This window comes from Streptomyces sp. CY-1, assembly GCF_047218265.1.
Lineage (GTDB): Bacteria > Actinomycetota > Actinomycetes > Streptomycetales > Streptomycetaceae > Streptomyces > Streptomyces niphimycinicus.
In genome coordinates, this window is the sequence record NZ_CP178393.1 from 9,615,333 (window position 1) to 9,631,676 (window position 16,344).

The following is a 16,344-nucleotide window of genomic DNA, read 5'->3' on the forward strand; positions in this document are numbered from 1 at the left end:
AGCCCGCGGAAAGGCCAGGGGCGAAGCATCCTGTGGGGTCCGTAATGAAGCGTCCGGTGGGGTCTGGGGCGACGTCCCTGGCGGGGTTCAGGGTGAAGCGTCCAGTGAGGCCCGGAGAGAGGTGCCTGGTGGGGTTCGGGGCGACACCCCCGGCGGGGTTCGGGGTGAGGTGCCCGGTGTAGTCCGGGGCGGAGCCCGTGGTGGGGTCGCCGCGTTGCTCGTCCTTGCCGATGGTCGGTTCCCCGCCGGAGGCCATGCCCACTCCGGCGGCGCCGAAGGCGCCGTCGCGGCGGGGCGGATCCGTGATGCGGCCTCCCTGGAGGCGTTCTGCCGGGGGCGGTTGCACACTGCCGGGCTCACCGCGGCCGGGCTCGCCGCCGCTGCCGCCGCCGGGCTCGACCCGCTCGTGCTGGACGAGGCGGCGGACGCCCGTACCCCCGCCTCCGCGCTGCGCACCACCGCCCGGCGGCTCGGCCGCCAGTTGATGCGTGCCGCCCGCGCCACCTGGCCGTCGCCCGAGCTGGACGCCCTGGCCGCGGCCCGGCCGCGCGGGGCGCATCAGCCCGTGGTGCTCGGACTCGTCGCGCGCGCCGCCGGACTCGGGCCGCGGGACGCCGCGTACGCCGCCGGGTACGAGGCGGTGAGCGGGCCCGCGACCGCCGCCGTACGGCTGCTGAGCCTGGACCCCTTCGACGCCACCGCCGTCCTCGCCCGCCTCGCCCCCGAACTCGACCAGGTCGCGGCGCGGGCCGCCAACGCGGCGCGGCGCGCCCTCGACGAGGGCCCGTACGCGCTGCCCGCCGCCTCCGCACCCCTGCTCGACATCGCCGCCGAACAGCACGCCACCTGGTCCGTACGCCTCTTCGCCTCCTGACCGTGACCGAGGCAGCGACCCGAGCGACCCGTATCCCCCCGCACCCCGTTGGAGCACCGGAGCCGTCATGCATCTCGACCACGCGGACACCTACCCGCCGCGCCACACCTACGGCGCCGCCGACCCCCACCGCCCCGACGGCACCCGCCGGGCGCTGCGCATCGGCCTCGGCGGGCCGGTGGGCTCGGGCAAGACCGCGACCGTCGCCGCGCTGTGCCGGGCGCTGCGCGACCAGCTCTCCATCGCCGTCGTCACCAATGACATCTACACGCGCGAGGACGCCGAGTTCCTGCTGCGCAACGCCGTACTGCCCGCCGAGCGCATCACCGCCGTGGAGACCGGAGCCTGCCCGCACACGGCGATCCGCGATGACATCTCGGCTAATTTGGAGGCGGTCGAGGAGCTCGAGGAGACCCTGGGCCCGCTCGATCTGATCCTCGTCGAGTCCGGCGGTGACAACCTCACCGCCACCTTCTCCAAGGGCCTGGTCGACGCGCAGGTGTTCGTCATCGATGTCGCGGGCGGCGACGACATCCCCCGTAAGGGCGGCCCCGGCGTGACCACCGCGGATCTGCTCGTCGTCAACAAGACCGACCTCGCTCCGTACGTCGGCTCCGACCTGGAGCGCATGGCCCGCGACGCCAAGGCCCAGCGCGGTGAACTCCCCGTCGCCTTCACCTCCCTGGTCGCCGAGGACGGCGTCCGCCCCGTCGCCGACTGGGTCCGCGCACGCCTGGCCGCCTGGACGGCGGCGGCATGACGTCCGCCCCGGACGCGGCGGCCCGCGCGGAGCCGCCGTGGGCGGGTGGCCCGGCCACGGTGGGCGGGCCACGGCCGCACCCCGCGCCGCGTACGTCCGGGCGCGGCTCGGCGCGCGAAGCCCCGGGCACGGGGCGCGCCCCGCGCACCCCAGCCGCCCCAGCCGCCCCAACCACCGCCCTACAGGCCACCGCCCGCATCCTCGCCGAGGCCGACGGGCGTGGCGGTACCGCGTTGCCCGTACTCGTCGGGGACGGGCCGCTCGCCCTGCGCCGCACGCGGGCCGTGGGTGGGGAGGCGCGGGTCACCGTGGTCGGGGCCATGAGCGCGCCCCTCGGCGGGGATCGCATCGCTCTGGAGGCGACGGCCGGACCGGGCGCCCGGCTGCACATCGGTTCCACCGCGGCCACCATCGCCCTGCCCGGGCGGACGGGCCGGTCCGCGCACTACGAGATCCGGCTGACCGTCGCCGACGGCGCGACCCTGCACTGGCTGCCCGAGCCCCTGATCTCCGCCCAGGGCAGCGATCTGCGCATGACCACCCGGGTCGAACTCGCCCCCACCGCCCGCCTGGTGCTCCGCGAGGAGCAGATCCTGGGCCGTACCGGCGAATCCCCGGGCCATCTGACGGCCCGCCTCACCGTCCACCGCGCCGGGCGGCCCCTCCTCGACCAGGAGCTGTCGTACGGGCCCGGCGCCCCCGGCTGGGACGGTGGGGCGGTGCTCGGCGGTCACCGCGCGGTGGGCCAGCTCCTTGTCGTCGATCCGTCCTACGATCCGTCCAACGACTCGTCCGATGACCCGCCCTACGACCCGTCCTGCGCCACCGGCCCCCTCGCTCCCCGCGCCCTCTCCGGGACCGCCGTTCTCACGCCACTGACCGGCCCCGCCGCCCTGGCCACCGCCGTGGCCCCGGACGCGCTCCAGCTCCGTCGCGCCCTCGATGAGGCGGCCGCGGCCGTGGGCTGATGTTCACGTCTTGATAAAGAAACGGCGGTTTGCCCTGTACTCGGCGGTAAGCAAGACAGAAGAATCCTGCCTGACACTCTGTGATCATCGCCGCTCCAGGCGGCGCAACATAAGCAGGGGGATTACTACGTGAGACGCACAGCACTCTTCGGCGTGGCCGGTGGTGTGATCACCGGGGCGCTGATAACCGGTGCGCTGGCCGCCCCCACGGCTGGGGCCTCGGAGCGGACGCCCGGTGGGGCCGCCGAGGCGCGTGGCGTGGCGGTGGCCGCGGCCAAGGCCGCGAAGCAGGGCATCGACTGGGCGGACTGCCCGGCCGACTGGGGGCTCGCGAAGCCCATCCAGTGCGGCTATGTCACCGTCCCGCTCGACTACGCCAAGCCGAACGGCCGCACCATCAAGCTCGCGGTGGACCGGATCGGCAACACCGGCACCGCCTCCGAGCGGCAGGGTTCGCTGATCTACAACCCGGGCGGGCCCGGCGGCTCCGGGCTGCGCTTCCCGACCCGGGTCACCAACAAGAACCCGCTGTGGACGAAGACTTCGAAGGCGTACGACTTCGTCGGCTTCGACCCGCGCGGGGTGGGTCACTCCACGGCCATCTCCTGCGTGGACCCGCAGGAGTCCGTCAAGGCCCCGAAGCTGGACCCGGTGCCCGACAGCGAGGCGGACAAGCGCGTCCAGCGCAAGCTGGCCCGGGAGTACGCCGAGGGCTGCAAGGAGCGCAGCGGCTGGATGCTGCCGCAGATGACGACGCCCAACACCGCCCGTGACATCGACGTCATCCGGGCCGCGCTCGGCGACAAGAAGCTCAACTACCTGGGCGTGTCCTACGGCACCTACATCGGCGGCGTCTACGCGACGCTCTTCCCGACCCATGTGCGCCGGCTGATCGTGGACAGCGTGGTCAACCCCTCGCGGGAGAAGATCTGGTACCAGGCCAACCTGGACCAGGACGTCGCCTTCGAGATGCGCTGGAACGACTGGAAGGCATGGGTCGCCAAGAACGACGCCGCCTACCACATCGGCGACACCCCCGCGAAGGTCCAGAAGCAGTGGGAGACGCTGCGCGCGGCCGCCAAGAAGAGCCCCATCGGCGGGGTCGTGGGCCCGGCCGAGCTGCTCGCGTTCTTCCAGAGCGCTCCGTACTACGACTCGTCGTGGGCCACGGTCGCCCAGGTGTGGAGCGACTACCTCGCCGGTGATGAGAAGGCGCTGGTCGAGGCCGCGGGCCCGGACATGTCCGACACCGCGGGCAACATCGCCTCGGAGAACAGCAACGCCGTCTACACCGCTGTTGAGTGCGCCGACGCCAAGTGGCCGACCAGTTGGGCGAAGTGGGACCGGGACAACACCCGGCTCCACCGCGACTACCCCTTCCTGACCTGGTCCAACGCCTGGATGAACCTGCCGTGCGCCACCTGGGGTGCCAAGCAGCACACCCCGCTGGAGGTGGGGGCCGCCAAGGGGCTGCCCGAGACGCTGATCGTGCAGAGCACCCGTGACGCCGCGACCCCGTACGACGGCGCGGTGGAGCTGCACAAGCGGCTGAAGGGTTCGCGTCTGGTCACCGAGAAGGACGCCGGTTCGCACGGGGTCACCGGTCTGGTCAACCCGTGTGTCAACGACCGGGTGGACGCCTACCTGCTCAAGGGCACGGTGGACGCCAAGGACGTGACCTGCGCTCCGCACGCCACGCCGGTGCCCGCGAAGTCGGGTGCGTCCGCCAAGGCCGCCAAGGCCGCGAAGGCCGCCAAGGAGGCCGCCGCCCTCGTCAAGTAGTCGACGAGAAGCGGTATGTGGTGAAGGGCCGGGCCCGTGCGTTCCCCGCACGGGCCCGGCGCCGTTTCCCCCGAGCGATCAGGGCGTGTGGCCGCCGCTCCGCAGCCACGCGTCCTCGGCCGCGTAGTCGAACAGATCGGCCATCGGGTCGTAGGCGGCCGCCATGTCGGGGAAGGCGGTGCGCCAGTCCGGGGTGGCCGCCAGCCGGTCGGCGAGCCAGGCGACGGTCGCCGGCAGCGATTCCAGGTAGCCGGTCACCGGGCGGTAGCCCAACTCCCGTTCGGCGGCGGACATGTCGTAGACGAGCGGATGGGCCAGGCTCCAGGGGGTGCTGCCGATATGCGGATGCGGCGGCTCCCCGTCGATCAGCACCAGCTCACCGCGCACCCCCAGCACCGCGTCCACGGCGGTGGCGATGTCGGCGACCGTCGGAGCCTGCGGATCGCCCGCGTTGAGCACCCGTGAACCGGGCCGGTGGGCGGCCAGCCGCACCAGCTCCGCGATGTTGTCGACATGCACCGGATGGAACCGGCTGCGGCCGCCGTACGCCAGAATCCGCACCGGCCGCCCGTCCAGCGCCCGTTTGACGAAGTACAGCTCACGGGGTGTACGGCAGTACGGGCCGTGGATCGCCCCCGCGCGCAGCAGGGTCGTCGGCAGCCGGTCCCCGGCGGCCAGCAGCTCCCGCTCCAGCGCGACCTTCCGGCCGCCGTAGCCCTCGCCCGGCGGGACGGTGCGCTGGGACTCGGGGAGCGGCATGGGATAGCGCGGGGCGCCGTCCGGCTGGTCCTGGGTCCCGAAGCCCCGGCCCTGGTCGTCCTCGTACACCGCCCCGGTGGACATCACCACCGCCGATCCGATGCGGTCCGCGAGCCCCAGCAACTGCTGTGCGTGCGCCTGCCCGTAGGCGACGCAGTCCAGCACCACATCGCAGCCGTCCCCGATCAGCGCGGCCACCGCGGCGTCGTCGTCCCGGTCCACCGCCACGCTCACCACGGAGGCGGGCCAGCTCTCGTCACGGCCCCCGCCGCGCGAGGCGGCCCGCACCCGCCATCCCTCGGCGGCGAGCGCGCGCACCGCCGCCCGGCCGATCTGCCCCGTCGCCCCGATCACACATGCACTGCCAGTGGTCATGCCGGGACGCTACGGGCCCGGCCGCCACGTTGCCCAGACTCCTTAGCCACGAGCAGATTCGCCCGTGACGCGATCATTCACGGTCAAACGGTGAGTACAAGATGATCGCTTTTTCACGCTCTCTGAATTCACCGTGATGCATTTCGAAGAAAAAGGCATATTCGATTCGCGCGTCCATGAAACCGCTAAGCTCCAGGGCCCATGGCGGGCTGGCTCAACGCCCGTATTTCGTACGCGTTTTCTCTTCGCTGTTTTTAAGGATGTCCATGGTTTTCGCCGGCACCTCATCCGGAGGCCGACGGCCCGCCTCCACGCTCGTATGGGTCATCCCTCCCGCCGCGATGGCGTTCTGCGCGGCGCTGGCCGTCGTCGTGGTCCCCTCCGGGGCGCGGGCCACGGTCGCCTGGTGCGGGGTGGCGGCGACGTTCGCGGTGGCCCTGGCGGCGGCCGAGGCGATGCGCCGCGGCCGGCTGATCACCACGCTGCGCACCCGGCTCACGGCCCAGGAGACCGGGCTGCGGCAGCGCCTGGTGGACCAGGAGGCGGCGCTCCGGCGGCTGGCCCGGGAGCTGCTGCCGGTGGCGGTGACCCGGCTCCAGCGCGGCGCCATGGTGGACGAGGCGATGCGGGCCATCGACCACGCGCCCCGCCTCGACCCGGACTTCGACGCCACCCACGAGCTGCTGCTGCGGTCGGTGCTGGAGGCCGTACGGGCCGAGGAGGACCTGAGGGACGCGGGACAGCGGGCCTTCGTCAACATCGCCCGCCGGGTGCAGGCCATCGTCCACCAACAGGCCCAGGACATGCGGGAGATGGAGGACAAGCACGGCGCCGACCCGGACGTCTTCGAGGACCTGCTCCACCTGGACCACGGCAACGCCCTCATCGGCCGGCTGGCGGACTCCATCGCGGTCCTGGGCGGCCAGCGCCCGGGCCGCCAGTGGCAGAAGGAGGTGCCGCTGTTCAACGTCTGCCGCGGCGCCATGTCCCGCATCCTCGAATACGAGCGGGTGGATCTGCACTCGGTGGCGGACATCGCCATCGTCGGGCCCTCGGTGGAGCCGCTGATCCACGCCCTCGCCGAACTGCTGGACAACGCCACCCGCTACTCGCCGCCCAAGACCCGGGTGCATCTGACCGCGATCGAGGTCCAGTCCGGGGTCGCGATCGAGATCGAGGACGCCGGGGTGGGCCTGTCGGAGGAGGCGCGCAGACGCACCGACGCGGTGCTGGTCCAGGCGGCGACCGGATTCGACCTCAACGACCTGGGCGAGACCCCGCGGCTCGGGCTGGCCGTGGTCGGCCGGCTCGCCGTGAAGTACCGGTTCCAGGTCTCGCTGCGGCCCTCGGCGTACGGCGGGGTGCGCGCGGTGCTGGTCGTACCGCAGGACATCATCTGCCCCACCCCCGCGCCCGGCGGCGCGATCGCCCGCGCGGCCAAACTGCCCCCGCCCAAGCCCATCAAGCGGGCCACGCCCCTGCCCTCGCCCACCCGCACCAGCCCGATCGTGCAGGGCCGCCCCGGCCCCGGCTTCCGGCAGAACGGCGCCGGACTTCCGCAGCGCCGCCGCCGGATGCCCATGGTCGCCCCGCCCATCAGGGTCGACTCCGGACCCCCGGCGGCGCCCCCCGCGCCCCGCGCACCGGCCGGGCCGCCCGTACAGCCGGGGATCTGGCTGGACGCCTTCACCAAGGGGCTCAACGGCGAGCCGATCCCGGCGACGGACGCCGGTACGGCCGCGCCGGACACCCGGAAATCCCCCGGCACCCCGGATACCCCCAACACCTCGAATCCCTCGAACCCCCCGCTCCCGTCGGACAAGGATGAGTAGGCAAGTGACGCAACCGCGGTTCAACATGGACTGGATGCTCCGGGACCTGGCGTCCAGCGTTCCGCAGACCCGCCACGTGGTCCTGCTGTCCTCGGACGGCCTGTGCATGGCCCAGGTCGGTACGGACAAGGACACCGCCGACCGGCTGGCCGCCGCCTGCGCCGGGCTTCAGAGCCTCTCCGGCGCTATCGCCGCCGAATTCCCCGACGGGGACGGGCGGATGCGGCTGGTCGTCATCGAGGTCGACGGCGGCTTCTTCTATCTGATGGCGGCCGGCGTCAGCTCGTATCTGGCGGTGCTCGCCGAGGACAGCGTGGACGCCGGGCTGATGGGCCAGTGCATGAGAGACCTGGTCGCACGGCTCGGCGAACACCTCAGCAGCCCGCCGCGCGTCGACGGACGGGTGACATGAGCGAGCCCGGCAAGGCGTGGGAGGAGGGCGGGCCCGAGCGGCTCTACACCGTCAGCCGGGGCCGCGCCCCGCACGAACCCCGGCAGCGGCCCGTCGAACTCGTCAGCCTGATCGTGGCCCGCGCCGAACCGGAGCCGGGGATGGCCCCCGAGGCCGCCGCCGTGCTGCGAATGTGCCCGTTCCCCCTTTCGGTGGCCGAGATCTCCGCGTATCTGGTCCTGCCCGTCTCCACCGTCACCGTGATCCTCGCGGAGCTGCTGGGGGACGGCCGGGTGGAGTCCAGGGCGCCGGTCCCGGCAGCCGTGCTGCCCGACCCCGAACTGCTCCAGGCGGTGATGCATGGACTACAGAAACTCTGAGGTGTCCGAGGAAGCCGCGGCGGCCGGGGAAGCCGGGGCATTCGTCGGACCGCGCAGCGAGGACACCCTCCCGGCCTCCGCGGCCGCCGCCGTCAAGGTGGTGATCGTCGGAGGCTTCGGGGTCGGCAAGACGACCATGGTCGGCTCGGTGAGCGAGATCCGCCCGCTGACCACCGAGGAGACCATGACCCAGGCCGGGGTCGGCGTCGACGACATCGCCGGGATCGAGCGCAAGACCGAGACCACCGTCGCGATGGACTTCGGCCGGATCAGCCTCAACGAACGGCTGGTGCTCTATCTGTTCGGCACCCCCGGCCAGGAGCGGTTCTGGTTTCTGTGGAACGGCCTCTTCGAGGGCGCCCTCGGTGCCGTGGTCCTGATCGACACCCGCCGTCTGGAGGTCAGCTTCGACGCGGTCGGGCGGCTGGAGGAGCGCGGTGTGCCCTTCGTGGTCGCGGTCAATGTGTTCCCCGAGGCCCCCGTCCACCCCATGGCGGAGCTGCGCGCCGCCATGGATCTGCCCGACTCCGTACCGATGATCGACTGCGATGCCCGCGACCGGGCCTCCAGCCGCGACACCCTCCTCACCCTCGTGAGTCATCTGCAATCCCTCCACACCGTGACCCCGGAGACACCGTGACCTCTCATCCCGACGACCCCGGCACCGGGACGGCCGATCTGCCGCCCACCCGGTGCCCCGTCCACCCCGCGCCGTCCGACGCCGGCCTGGTGGACCTCCTCGGGCCCGAGAACGAGAAGGACCCGATGAGCCTGTACGAGCGGCTGCGCGCCGAGCACGGCCCGGTGGCCCCGATCGTGCTCGACGGTGGCATACCGGCCTGGCTGCTGCTGGGCTACCGCGAGAACCTGGAGGTGTCCCGCACCCCCTCCCGCTTCTCCCGCGACTCCCGCCACTGGCACGCCTGGAAGGACGGGAGGATCACCGCCGACTCACCGCTGCTGCCGGTGGTCGGATGGCAGCCCATGTGCACCTTCGCCGACGGCGACGAGCACGAGCGGCTGCGGGCCGCGCTCACCGAGTCCATGGGGCGCCTGGACCGCCGGGGGATCCGCCGCCACGTCACCCGCTTCACCCATCAACTGGTCAACGACTTCTGCGCCGACGGGGGCGCCGAACTGGTCACCGCCTTCGCCCAGCAACTGCCCATGCTCGTCCTCACCCAACTGCTGGGCATGCCCGACGAGTACGGCCCGCGGCTGGTCGAGGCCACCCGGGACCTGATGAAGGGCACCGAGACGGCCCTGCGCAGCGACGCGTATGTCACCGGCGCCCTCCAGAGCCTGGTGGACCGCAGACGCGCCGACCCCGGCGAGGATCTGGCGTCCTGGCTGCTGGCCCACCCCTCCGGCCTCACCGAGGAGGAGGTGGTCCAGCATCTGCGGCTGGTGCTGCTCACCGGCAATGAGACCACCACCAACCTGATGGCCAACACGCTGCGCATGGTCCTCACCGACCCGCGCTTCCGCGCCTCCCTGGCCGGTGGCCATATGACCTTGCCGGACGCCATCGAGCATGTGCTGTGGAACGAGCCCCCGCTCACGGTCATCCCAGGCCGCTGGGCCACCGGCGACACCGAGCTGGGCGGTCAGCGGATCAAGGCCGGGGACATGCTGCTGCTGGGGCTGGCCGCCGGAAACGTCGACCCGGCCATCCGCCCCGACATCGCCGCGCCGATGTACGGCAACCGGTCCCATCTCGCCTTCAGCGGCGGCCCCCATGAATGCCCGGGGCAGGACATCGGCCGCGCCATCACGGACACCGCCATCGACACCCTGCTGCTGCGGCTGCCCGATCTGCGGCTGGCCGTCGACGAGTCCGAGCTGACCTGGCTCTCGTCCTGGATCTCCCGCCATCTCGTGGCGCTGCCGGTGGAGTTCATGCCCCGCCGCCCCGAGCCGGAGAGCATGGAGGACCCCTCCGCGACCCTCTTCGCCCCTCGGCCACAATGGCTGCCCGAGGAGGCCCCGGAAGCGGCCACCGAGGGGTCCGAGGCGACGGCTCCCGGGCGCGTCCCGTGGTGGGTGGCGTTATGGCGGTGGCTGCTGGGCAGGCCCTCGGGATCCGCTCCGTAGGGATGGCGGCGGCCCCGCCGCTCAGCCCCGGGCCACCACGACCCCCACGGTCAGCAGTCCGAGCACCACCCAGGTGAACCACAGCCAGCCGTTTCCCCCCAGGGCCACGGTGTAGGCCGTCACCAGCACCAGGCCGCCCACCGTGGCCACCGTCATCGTCTTCGCGGATCCGGGCATCCCCGACCTCCTCACGGCGGTCCTGACGCCCCTTCGCCAGGACCCGGGCCGCTCAGGCCCGGGTCCATGGTCTCGCGGTCGGGGTCCCTGCCGCTAGCAGGCCGCGGGCCCCGCCCTCACCGGCTCCGGGACTGGAGCGAGGCCAGATAGGCGTTGTACGCCGCCAGCTCCTGGTCGCCGTCCCGGTCCGCGGTGCGGTCGATGCGCCGAGCCTGGCGCTGCTCGGACTTGTACCACTGGTAGACCAGCGCCACCAGGACGATCACCGACGGGATCTCGCTGAAGGCCCAGGCGATCCCGCCCGCCCAGGTCTGGTCCGACAGCGCGTCGATGCCGAGCCGGGCGGGCGGATGGTCGTACACGCCGACCATGGGCTCGGACGCCATCATCAGCGCGATGCCGAAGAACGCGTGGAACGGCATGCCCGCGAACAGCTCCAGCATCCGCATCACATAGCCGGGCCGGTGCGGGCCCGGGTCCACGCCCATGATCGGCCAGAAGAAGACCAGGCCCACCGCGAGGAAGTGGACCATCATCGCGATATGCCCGGCCTTGCTCTCCATCAGGAAGTCGAAGAGCGAGGTGAAGTACAGCGCGTACAGGCTCGCGATGAACAGCGGGATCGTGAACGCCGGATGGCTGATGATCCGCATATAGCGGCTGTGCAACAGCGCGACCAGCAGCTCCCGGGGCCCCTTGCGGCCGCGCCCGGCCGCCGGGAGGGCCCGCAGGGTCAGCGTGACCGGCGCGCCCAGCAGCAGCAGGATCGGCGAGACCATGCTGATGATCATGTGCTGCACCATATGGACGCTGAACATGACCATGCCGTAGTCGTTCAGCTTGGTGCACATCGCCACCGCGATGGTCAGCACCCCGAGCACGAAGGAGACCAGGCGTCCCACCGGCCAGGCGTCACCGCGCCGCCACAGCCGCGCGGCGCCCCAGCCGTACAGCCCGAGCGCCAGCACACAGCCGACCAGGAAGAACGGATCGCCGCCGAATTCCAACCCGCGCGACAGCGTGAACGGCGGCAAATCCATCATCATGCCGTGCCCGCCGTGATCCATCCGGTGCTCCTCCCAGTGCGCACGAAATGTGCTCGCACCAGCCTAGAACCGCATCGATCACAGCACGCACTCGGCCTCGGCGTACCGCTCGGCGGGGACCGTCTTCAGCCGCTCCACGGCCGTCGCGAGCGGCACCAGGTCGATGTCCGTGCCGCGCAGCGCCGTGATCGTGCCGAAGGCGCCGAGGTGGGCCGCCTCGACGGCGTGCCAGCCGAAGCGGGTGGCCAGCACCCTGTCGTACGCGGTCGGGGTGCCACCGCGCTGCACATGGCCCAGGATGACCGCCCGCGCCTCCTTGCCGAGCCGCCGCTCCAGTTCGACGGAGAGGTGGCGGGCGATGCCCGCGAAGCGCTCATGGCCGTAGACGTCCTTGCCGCCGGCCTCGTAGTCCATCGTGCCCTCGAGCGGCTTGGCGCCCTCCGCCACCACCACGATCGCGAACTTCTTGCCCGCCTCGAACCGCGCCCCGACGGTCTTGGTGAGCTCCTCGATGTCGAACGGGCGCTCCGGGACCACGATGGCGTGGGCGCCCGCGGCCATGCCCGAGTGCAGCGCGATCCAGCCGGTGTGCCGCCCCATGACCTCGACGATCAGCACCCGCTGATGGGACTCGGCGGTGGTCTTGAGCCGGTCCAGGGCCTCGGTGGCGACGCCGACCGCGGTGTCGAAGCCGAAGGTCACATCGGTGGAGGCGATGTCGTTGTCGATGGTCTTGGGCACGCCGACGATCGGCAGCCCGGCGTCCGAGAGCAGCCGGGCAGCCTTCAGCGTGCCCTCACCGCCGATGGGGATGACCGCGTCCAGGCCGAGCTCCGCCACATGCCCCTTGGCGCGCTCCACGCCGTCCCGCAGATGCTCGGGGCGCACCCGGGTGGAGCCGAGGATGGTGCCGCCGAGGGCCAGGATGCCGCCCACGGCGTCCAGGTCGAGCTTGCGGTAGTCGGCCTCCAGCAGACCCTTCCAGCCGTCGTGGAAGCCGATCACCTCATCGCCGTGGTCGACGGTGGCGCGGTGGACGATTGACCTGATGACCGCGTTCAGGCCGGGGCAGTCGCCGCCGGACGTGAGCACACCAATGCGCATGGCACGCATACCTCTGTCTGAGCTGGGGGCCGACGGCCGGACCGCGTCGTCCGGCGGGACCCCGCCACCCTACAAGCGGCCGGGCGGCGGGGGCGCTGTCGTCCGTCGGATGTCCGCCATGCGGGCACCCTTCTCCCCAGTGGCGGCGAAGTGGCGCCCGAGCGGCGTCCGGGTGACGCTCGGGCGAGCGGGCCGTGGCTCAGGCGGGCTGGGACGCCGCCGCGATCCGCTCGTTGCGCAGCGCCTCGTACCACTGGTCGTTGACCGGCGGCAGCGCGTTCACATCGAGGGCCAGCTTCAGCAGATGGTCCGCGATATGCGGGTTGCGGGCCATCACCGGGCCGTGCATGTACGTCCCGAAAACGGTGTCGTGGTAGGCGCCCTCGAAGCCGTCGCCCGTGCCGTTGCCGTTGCCGAACCGGACCCGGGCGAAGGGACGGGCGGTCGGGCCGAGGTGGGTGACGCCCTGGTGGTTCTCGAAGCCGGTCAGCGGCGGCAGCCCGAGCCGCTCGTCGATGTCGGCCAGCACGTCCCCGACGCACCGGGCGCCCTCGCCACGGGTGCTGACCACGTCCAGCAGCCCCAGACCCTGCTGGCGCTGCCCGAGGTCGTTGATGAACTCATGGCCGAGGATCTGGTACCCGGCGCACACCGAGAAGACGATCGCCCCGTTGGCGACCGCGCGGCTCAGCCCGCCGTCCCGGATCAGCCGCTCGGCGGCGAGCCGCTGCGGGCGGTCCTCGCCGCCGCCGATCAGATAGACGTCCCCGGAGGTGGGGATCTGCTGGTCGGAGCGGACGTCCAGCCGGGAGACCTCCAGCCCGCGCTGCCGCGCCCGGCGCTCCACCACCAGGACGTTGCCCTGGTCGCCGTACGTGCTCAGCAGGTCGGGGTAGACCCACACCAGACGCAGGCCGTTCTGGCTCATGCTTCGCATCTTCGTGCCTCTCGTACGGGGGGTCAGTTGCCGACCCGGCGGCGCAGGTCCTGGAACGCGGTGTAGTTGGCGATCACCTCGATGCGGCCGGGCGGTGAGATCCGCACCGCCTCGTCCGCGTCGGCGCAGACCCGGAAGTCCAGCCCGGCGACCTCCAGGCGCACCGCGAGGTCCAGCTTACGGTCGCCGATCACGCAGATCGGGTGCCCGGCGAGCCGGGTGTAGTCCACGTCCCACAGCCAGGAGGTGTCGGTGCCGTCGGCGCCGCGGGCGTTCACCGAGAGGATCACCGGGGTGGGCGGCGGGTCGATCAGCGAGAAGGTCTCCAGCCAGCCGGCCGGGTTCTTCGCCAGCAGCAGCCGCATCTGGCGCTCCAGGAAGGTGACCACGTCATACCGGCCGGCCACGGCCTGGACCTGGTACATCCGCTCCAGCGCGACCTGCGGGGGCACCCCGAAGGCGGCGGCGACGGCGGCCGAGGTGGCCGCGTTGGCCTTGTTGGCACGGCCGGGAAGCTGGAGGTGGATCGGCCAGGCCGCGCCGTGCGGGTCCAGGACGTAGTCGCCGTTCAGCGCCCAGCTCGGGAGCGGGCGGCGGAAGCCGCACTCCGCGCAGACCCAGTCGTCGCCCGGGCGCTGGAGCACCCCGCCGCAGGACGGGCAGGACCAGGCGTCGTCCTTCCACTCCTGCCCGGCGGCGACCCACACCACATTGGGGCTGGAGGAGGCGGCCCAGACGATCAGCGGGTCGTCGGCGTTGGCGATCACGATCGCCTTGGTGCCGGTCAGGCCCTCGCGCCACTTCTCGGCGAGCATCCGGGTCTCGGCGGCGCGGTCGAGCTGGTCACGGGAGAGGTTGAGCAGCGCGATGGCCTTGGGCTCGGTGTCGCGCGCCACACCGGCGAGGTACTTCTCGTCGACCTCGATGACGCCGTACCGGGCGTCGGAGCCGCCGGCCAGGGCCGAGGTGATACCGGCCGGCATATTGGCGCCCAGCGCGTTGGAGACGACCGGGCCGGCCGCCCGCAGCGCCTCGGCGATCAGCCGGGTGGTCGTGGTCTTGCCGTTGGTCGCCGACACCAGGATCACGTCCAGGTGCTGTGCCAGCCTGCTGAGCAGATCGGGGTCGAGGCGCAGGGCCACCTTGCCGCCGATCACCGATCCGCTGCCGCGGCCCGCGGCCTTCGACACCGCCGCCGCGGCCCTGCCCGCCGTCACGGCCAGCTTGGCACGTGGCGACAGCGGCTCTGAGTTGCCTGCCATCGTCTCTCGATCCTCCTCGCATACCGGCGCCGCACCTGCCCCCCGAGGCGCCGGTGGTACGCCCCCTCCGCGCCGCATCGCCAGCCGGGAGGCCACGGTCGGGTAGCAGCCTATCGAGATCCGGCGGCTGTCCCGAATTCCGTCACCCGCGCGGGACACTTCCCCGGCCCCGTAGGCTTGGCTGCCATGCGACATGGCGTGATACCGGGCAGCCGCGGAGCGGTGCGGCCCATGCGGTTCCTCGGCGATCCGGGGCTGCGCGCGCCGTGCGCGGAGGTCACGGCGTTCGACGCCGAGCTGGCCCGGCTGATCGAGGACATGTACGCCACGATGTACGCGGCGCACGGGGTGGGGCTCGCCGCCAATCAGATCGGTGTGGGGCTGAGGGTCTTCGTCTTCGACTGCCCGGACGACGAGGACCACCGCCATCTGGGCCATGTCGTCAACCCCCGGCTGGCCGCGGCCGACGGGGTGAGCGTGCGCGGGCCGGAGGGCTGTCTGTCGCTGCCGGGCATCGAGGCGGGCACCCCGCGCTACGACCGTGCGGTGATCGAGGGTGTGACGATGACCGGGGAGCCGGTGCGGATCGACGGCACGGGCTTCTTCGCGCGCTGTCTCCAGCACGAATGCGACCACCTGGACGGCGGGCTGTTCCTCGACCGGCTCTCCGGGCTGCGGCGGCGCAGGGTGCTGCGGGCGGTCCGCCGGGCGCCCTGGGCGGAGTCGAGCGGCGCGGGGGCGTAGGCCCGCTCCGGGGCGTAGGGCCGCTCCGGCCGGATCGCGGCGGGGTGCGAGCGGAAGCCGGGGGCTCAGAAGCCCGGTGCGCCGACCCGGTCGTCCGACAGCGACAGCCGTCCCCACAGCAGATCGGTGAGATGGTGCACCAACTGGCCGCGCTCGCACGGGCGGTCGCGCAGCCACCAGTCACCGGCCGCGTGCATCATCCCGACGATCCCGTGGCCCCAGACCCGGGCCACCTCGTCGCCGCCGGGTCCCAGCTCCAGCCGCTCGGCGATCACCGTGGCCAGCTCCTCGCCGAGCCTGCGCAGCAGCGGGGCGGAGTGGTGGCCGACGTCGAAGCCCTGCTCGGGCTCCTGCTGGCCGTGGTCGGCCGGATGCATCAGGAAGCGGTACACCTGGGGCCGCGCCTCGATCGCCGCCAGATAGGTGTCCAGCGTGGCCTCCACGCGGTGCCGGCGGTCCTCGGCGGGCGCGTCCAGGGCCGCGCGCAGCGAGGCGAGCAGGGCGTCGGTGTGGCGCTTGGCGAGCGCGCGGTACAGGCCGCCCTTGTCGCCGAAGTGGCGGTAGAGAATGGGCTTGGTGATGCCCGCTTCGGCGGCGATGGCGTTCATCGAGGCTTCTGGTCCGTCGCGCAGCACCACCCGGTCCGCGGCCTCCAGCAGCTCCTTGCGCCGCTGCTGGGCCGTCGTCCGCTGGTCGTCCCGCTGGCTGGTCCCGGTCCGCATGCGTTGCCTCCCCGCCCCCGATGTCGTACTCGCGCTCTCGCGCCTCGCGTTTCCCGGCGCGATCGCGCTCCGCGCTCTGCGCAACGTAACACCCGCGGGGGTCGCGGGGCCCGCGTGCCCGGGGGAGTTGACATCGT

Annotated in this window: 17 protein-coding genes; 10 read left to right on the top strand and 7 right to left on the bottom strand. The window is 72.4% G+C overall.

Annotated features, from left to right (window positions below):
* Window positions 1-169: 169 nt before the first annotated feature.
* The 4 genes from ACK1X7_RS41435 (at window position 170) to ACK1X7_RS41450 (ending at window position 4,384) form a co-directional block, all read left to right on the top strand.
* Complete coding sequence (locus tag ACK1X7_RS41435; protein ID WP_413116474.1) at window positions 170-874, top strand: urease accessory protein UreF; 705 nt, start codon at window positions 170-172, stop codon at window positions 872-874.
* Between the two features lie 67 nt (window positions 875-941).
* Window positions 942-1,634, top strand: coding sequence for an urease accessory protein UreG (gene ureG / locus ACK1X7_RS41440; RefSeq protein WP_385148870.1), 693 nt, complete (start codon window positions 942-944; stop codon window positions 1,632-1,634).
* On the top strand, window positions 1,631-2,602 hold the full coding sequence (locus tag ACK1X7_RS41445; RefSeq protein ID WP_385148873.1) for an urease accessory protein UreD: 972 nt from the start codon (window positions 1,631-1,633) through the stop codon (window positions 2,600-2,602). The genes ureG and ACK1X7_RS41445 overlap by 4 nt, the downstream gene beginning before the upstream one ends.
* 129 nt (window positions 2,603-2,731) lie before the next feature.
* On the top strand, window positions 2,732-4,384 hold the full coding sequence (locus ACK1X7_RS41450) for an alpha/beta hydrolase (RefSeq protein WP_390794072.1): 1,653 nt from the start codon (window positions 2,732-2,734) through the stop codon (window positions 4,382-4,384).
* A gap of 78 nt (window positions 4,385-4,462) precedes the next feature.
* On the opposite strand, the gene ACK1X7_RS41455 is transcribed toward ACK1X7_RS41450, so the two are convergent.
* Window positions 4,463-5,518 (bottom strand): NAD-dependent epimerase/dehydratase family protein, encoded by a 1,056-nt coding sequence (locus ACK1X7_RS41455; protein ID WP_385148879.1) that lies wholly within the window; start codon window positions 5,516-5,518, stop codon window positions 4,463-4,465.
* Window positions 5,519-5,784: 266 nt separating this feature from the next.
* Here ACK1X7_RS41455 and ACK1X7_RS41460 point away from each other — a divergent pair, with 266 nt between their 5' ends.
* Genes ACK1X7_RS41460 through ACK1X7_RS41480 form a run of 5 tightly spaced genes read left to right on the top strand, consistent with a single transcriptional unit; the run spans window position 5,785 to window position 10,215 of the window.
* Window positions 5,785-7,350, top strand: coding sequence for a sensor histidine kinase (locus tag ACK1X7_RS41460; protein ID WP_413116475.1), 1,566 nt, complete (start codon window positions 5,785-5,787; stop codon window positions 7,348-7,350).
* Entirely contained in the window at window positions 7,343-7,762 is a 420-nt protein-coding gene (locus tag ACK1X7_RS41465; RefSeq protein WP_216344302.1) for a roadblock/LC7 domain-containing protein, read from the top strand. The genes ACK1X7_RS41460 and ACK1X7_RS41465 overlap by 8 nt, the downstream gene beginning before the upstream one ends.
* Entirely contained in the window at window positions 7,759-8,121 is a 363-nt protein-coding gene (locus ACK1X7_RS41470) for a DUF742 domain-containing protein (RefSeq protein WP_382952009.1), read from the top strand. The genes ACK1X7_RS41465 and ACK1X7_RS41470 overlap by 4 nt, the downstream gene beginning before the upstream one ends.
* Entirely contained in the window at window positions 8,102-8,761 is a 660-nt protein-coding gene (locus ACK1X7_RS41475) for a GTP-binding protein (protein ID WP_361509864.1), read from the top strand. The genes ACK1X7_RS41470 and ACK1X7_RS41475 overlap by 20 nt, the downstream gene beginning before the upstream one ends.
* Window positions 8,758-10,215: a cytochrome P450 gene (locus ACK1X7_RS41480; protein WP_413116476.1), complete on the top strand. Its 1,458-nt coding sequence runs from the start codon at window positions 8,758-8,760 to the stop codon at window positions 10,213-10,215. Before ACK1X7_RS41475 ends, ACK1X7_RS41480 begins: the two co-directional genes overlap by 4 nt.
* Before the next feature lie 21 nt (window positions 10,216-10,236).
* On the opposite strand, the gene ACK1X7_RS41485 is transcribed toward ACK1X7_RS41480, so the two are convergent.
* The 5 genes from ACK1X7_RS41485 to ACK1X7_RS41505 form a co-directional block, all read right to left on the bottom strand.
* On the bottom strand, window positions 10,237-10,392 hold the full coding sequence (locus ACK1X7_RS41485) for a hypothetical protein (protein ID WP_385148889.1): 156 nt from the start codon (window positions 10,390-10,392) through the stop codon (window positions 10,237-10,239).
* Window positions 10,393-10,508: 116 nt separating this feature from the next.
* Complete coding sequence (locus ACK1X7_RS41490; protein ID WP_385148892.1) at window positions 10,509-11,459, bottom strand: cytochrome c oxidase assembly protein; 951 nt, start codon at window positions 11,457-11,459, stop codon at window positions 10,509-10,511.
* A 57-nt stretch (window positions 11,460-11,516) separates the two neighbouring features.
* Window positions 11,517-12,542, bottom strand: a complete 1,026-nt coding sequence (locus ACK1X7_RS41495) for a 6-phosphofructokinase (RefSeq protein ID WP_385148895.1) — start codon at window positions 12,540-12,542, stop codon at window positions 11,517-11,519.
* A 199-nt stretch (window positions 12,543-12,741) separates the two neighbouring features.
* Window positions 12,742-13,470, bottom strand: a complete 729-nt coding sequence (locus ACK1X7_RS41500; protein ID WP_385148898.1) for a type 1 glutamine amidotransferase — start codon at window positions 13,468-13,470, stop codon at window positions 12,742-12,744.
* Window positions 13,471-13,502: 32 nt separating this feature from the next.
* A complete protein-coding gene (locus ACK1X7_RS41505; protein WP_361504954.1) occupies window positions 13,503-14,741 on the bottom strand; it encodes a Mur ligase family protein in 1,239 nt (412 codons plus the stop codon).
* 186 nt (window positions 14,742-14,927) lie between these two features.
* Here ACK1X7_RS41505 and def point away from each other — a divergent pair, with 186 nt between their 5' ends.
* Window positions 14,928-15,485, top strand: a complete 558-nt coding sequence (def, locus tag ACK1X7_RS41510) for a peptide deformylase (protein WP_385150137.1) — start codon at window positions 14,928-14,930, stop codon at window positions 15,483-15,485.
* A gap of 65 nt (window positions 15,486-15,550) precedes the next feature.
* Here the strand turns inward: def and ACK1X7_RS41515 are convergent, their stop codons facing one another.
* A complete protein-coding gene (locus tag ACK1X7_RS41515; protein ID WP_385150134.1) occupies window positions 15,551-16,207 on the bottom strand; it encodes a TetR family transcriptional regulator in 657 nt (218 codons plus the stop codon).
* Window positions 16,208-16,344: the final 137 nt, after the last annotated feature.

What these genes read in the sequence shown, in the direction of transcription:
- ureG (WP_385148870.1), top strand. Translation starts at nt 942, where the DNA reads ATGCATCTCGACCACGCGGACACCTACCCGCCGCGCCACACCTACGGC.
- ACK1X7_RS41445 (WP_385148873.1), top strand. Translation starts at nt 1,631, where the DNA reads ATGACGTCCGCCCCGGACGCGGCGGCCCGCGCGGAGCCGCCGTGGGCG.
- ACK1X7_RS41455 (WP_385148879.1), bottom strand. Translation starts at nt 5,518, where the DNA reads ATGACCACTGGCAGTGCATGTGTGATCGGGGCGACGGGGCAGATCGGC.
- ACK1X7_RS41460 (WP_413116475.1), top strand. Translation starts at nt 5,785, where the DNA reads ATGGTTTTCGCCGGCACCTCATCCGGAGGCCGACGGCCCGCCTCCACG.
- ACK1X7_RS41465 (WP_216344302.1), top strand. Translation starts at nt 7,343, where the DNA reads ATGAGTAGGCAAGTGACGCAACCGCGGTTCAACATGGACTGGATGCTC.
- ACK1X7_RS41470 (WP_382952009.1), top strand. Translation starts at nt 7,759, where the DNA reads ATGAGCGAGCCCGGCAAGGCGTGGGAGGAGGGCGGGCCCGAGCGGCTC.
- ACK1X7_RS41475 (WP_361509864.1), top strand. Translation starts at nt 8,102, where the DNA reads ATGGACTACAGAAACTCTGAGGTGTCCGAGGAAGCCGCGGCGGCCGGG.
- ACK1X7_RS41485 (WP_385148889.1), bottom strand. Translation starts at nt 10,392, where the DNA reads ATGCCCGGATCCGCGAAGACGATGACGGTGGCCACGGTGGGCGGCCTG.
- ACK1X7_RS41490 (WP_385148892.1), bottom strand. Translation starts at nt 11,459, where the DNA reads ATGGATCACGGCGGGCACGGCATGATGATGGATTTGCCGCCGTTCACG.
- ACK1X7_RS41495 (WP_385148895.1), bottom strand. Translation starts at nt 12,542, where the DNA reads ATGCGCATTGGTGTGCTCACGTCCGGCGGCGACTGCCCCGGCCTGAAC.
- ACK1X7_RS41500 (WP_385148898.1), bottom strand. Translation starts at nt 13,470, where the DNA reads ATGAGCCAGAACGGCCTGCGTCTGGTGTGGGTCTACCCCGACCTGCTG.
- ACK1X7_RS41505 (WP_361504954.1), bottom strand. Translation starts at nt 14,741, where the DNA reads ATGGCAGGCAACTCAGAGCCGCTGTCGCCACGTGCCAAGCTGGCCGTG.
- def (WP_385150137.1), top strand. Translation starts at nt 14,928, where the DNA reads ATGCGACATGGCGTGATACCGGGCAGCCGCGGAGCGGTGCGGCCCATG.
- ACK1X7_RS41515 (WP_385150134.1), bottom strand. Translation starts at nt 16,207, where the DNA reads ATGCGGACCGGGACCAGCCAGCGGGACGACCAGCGGACGACGGCCCAG.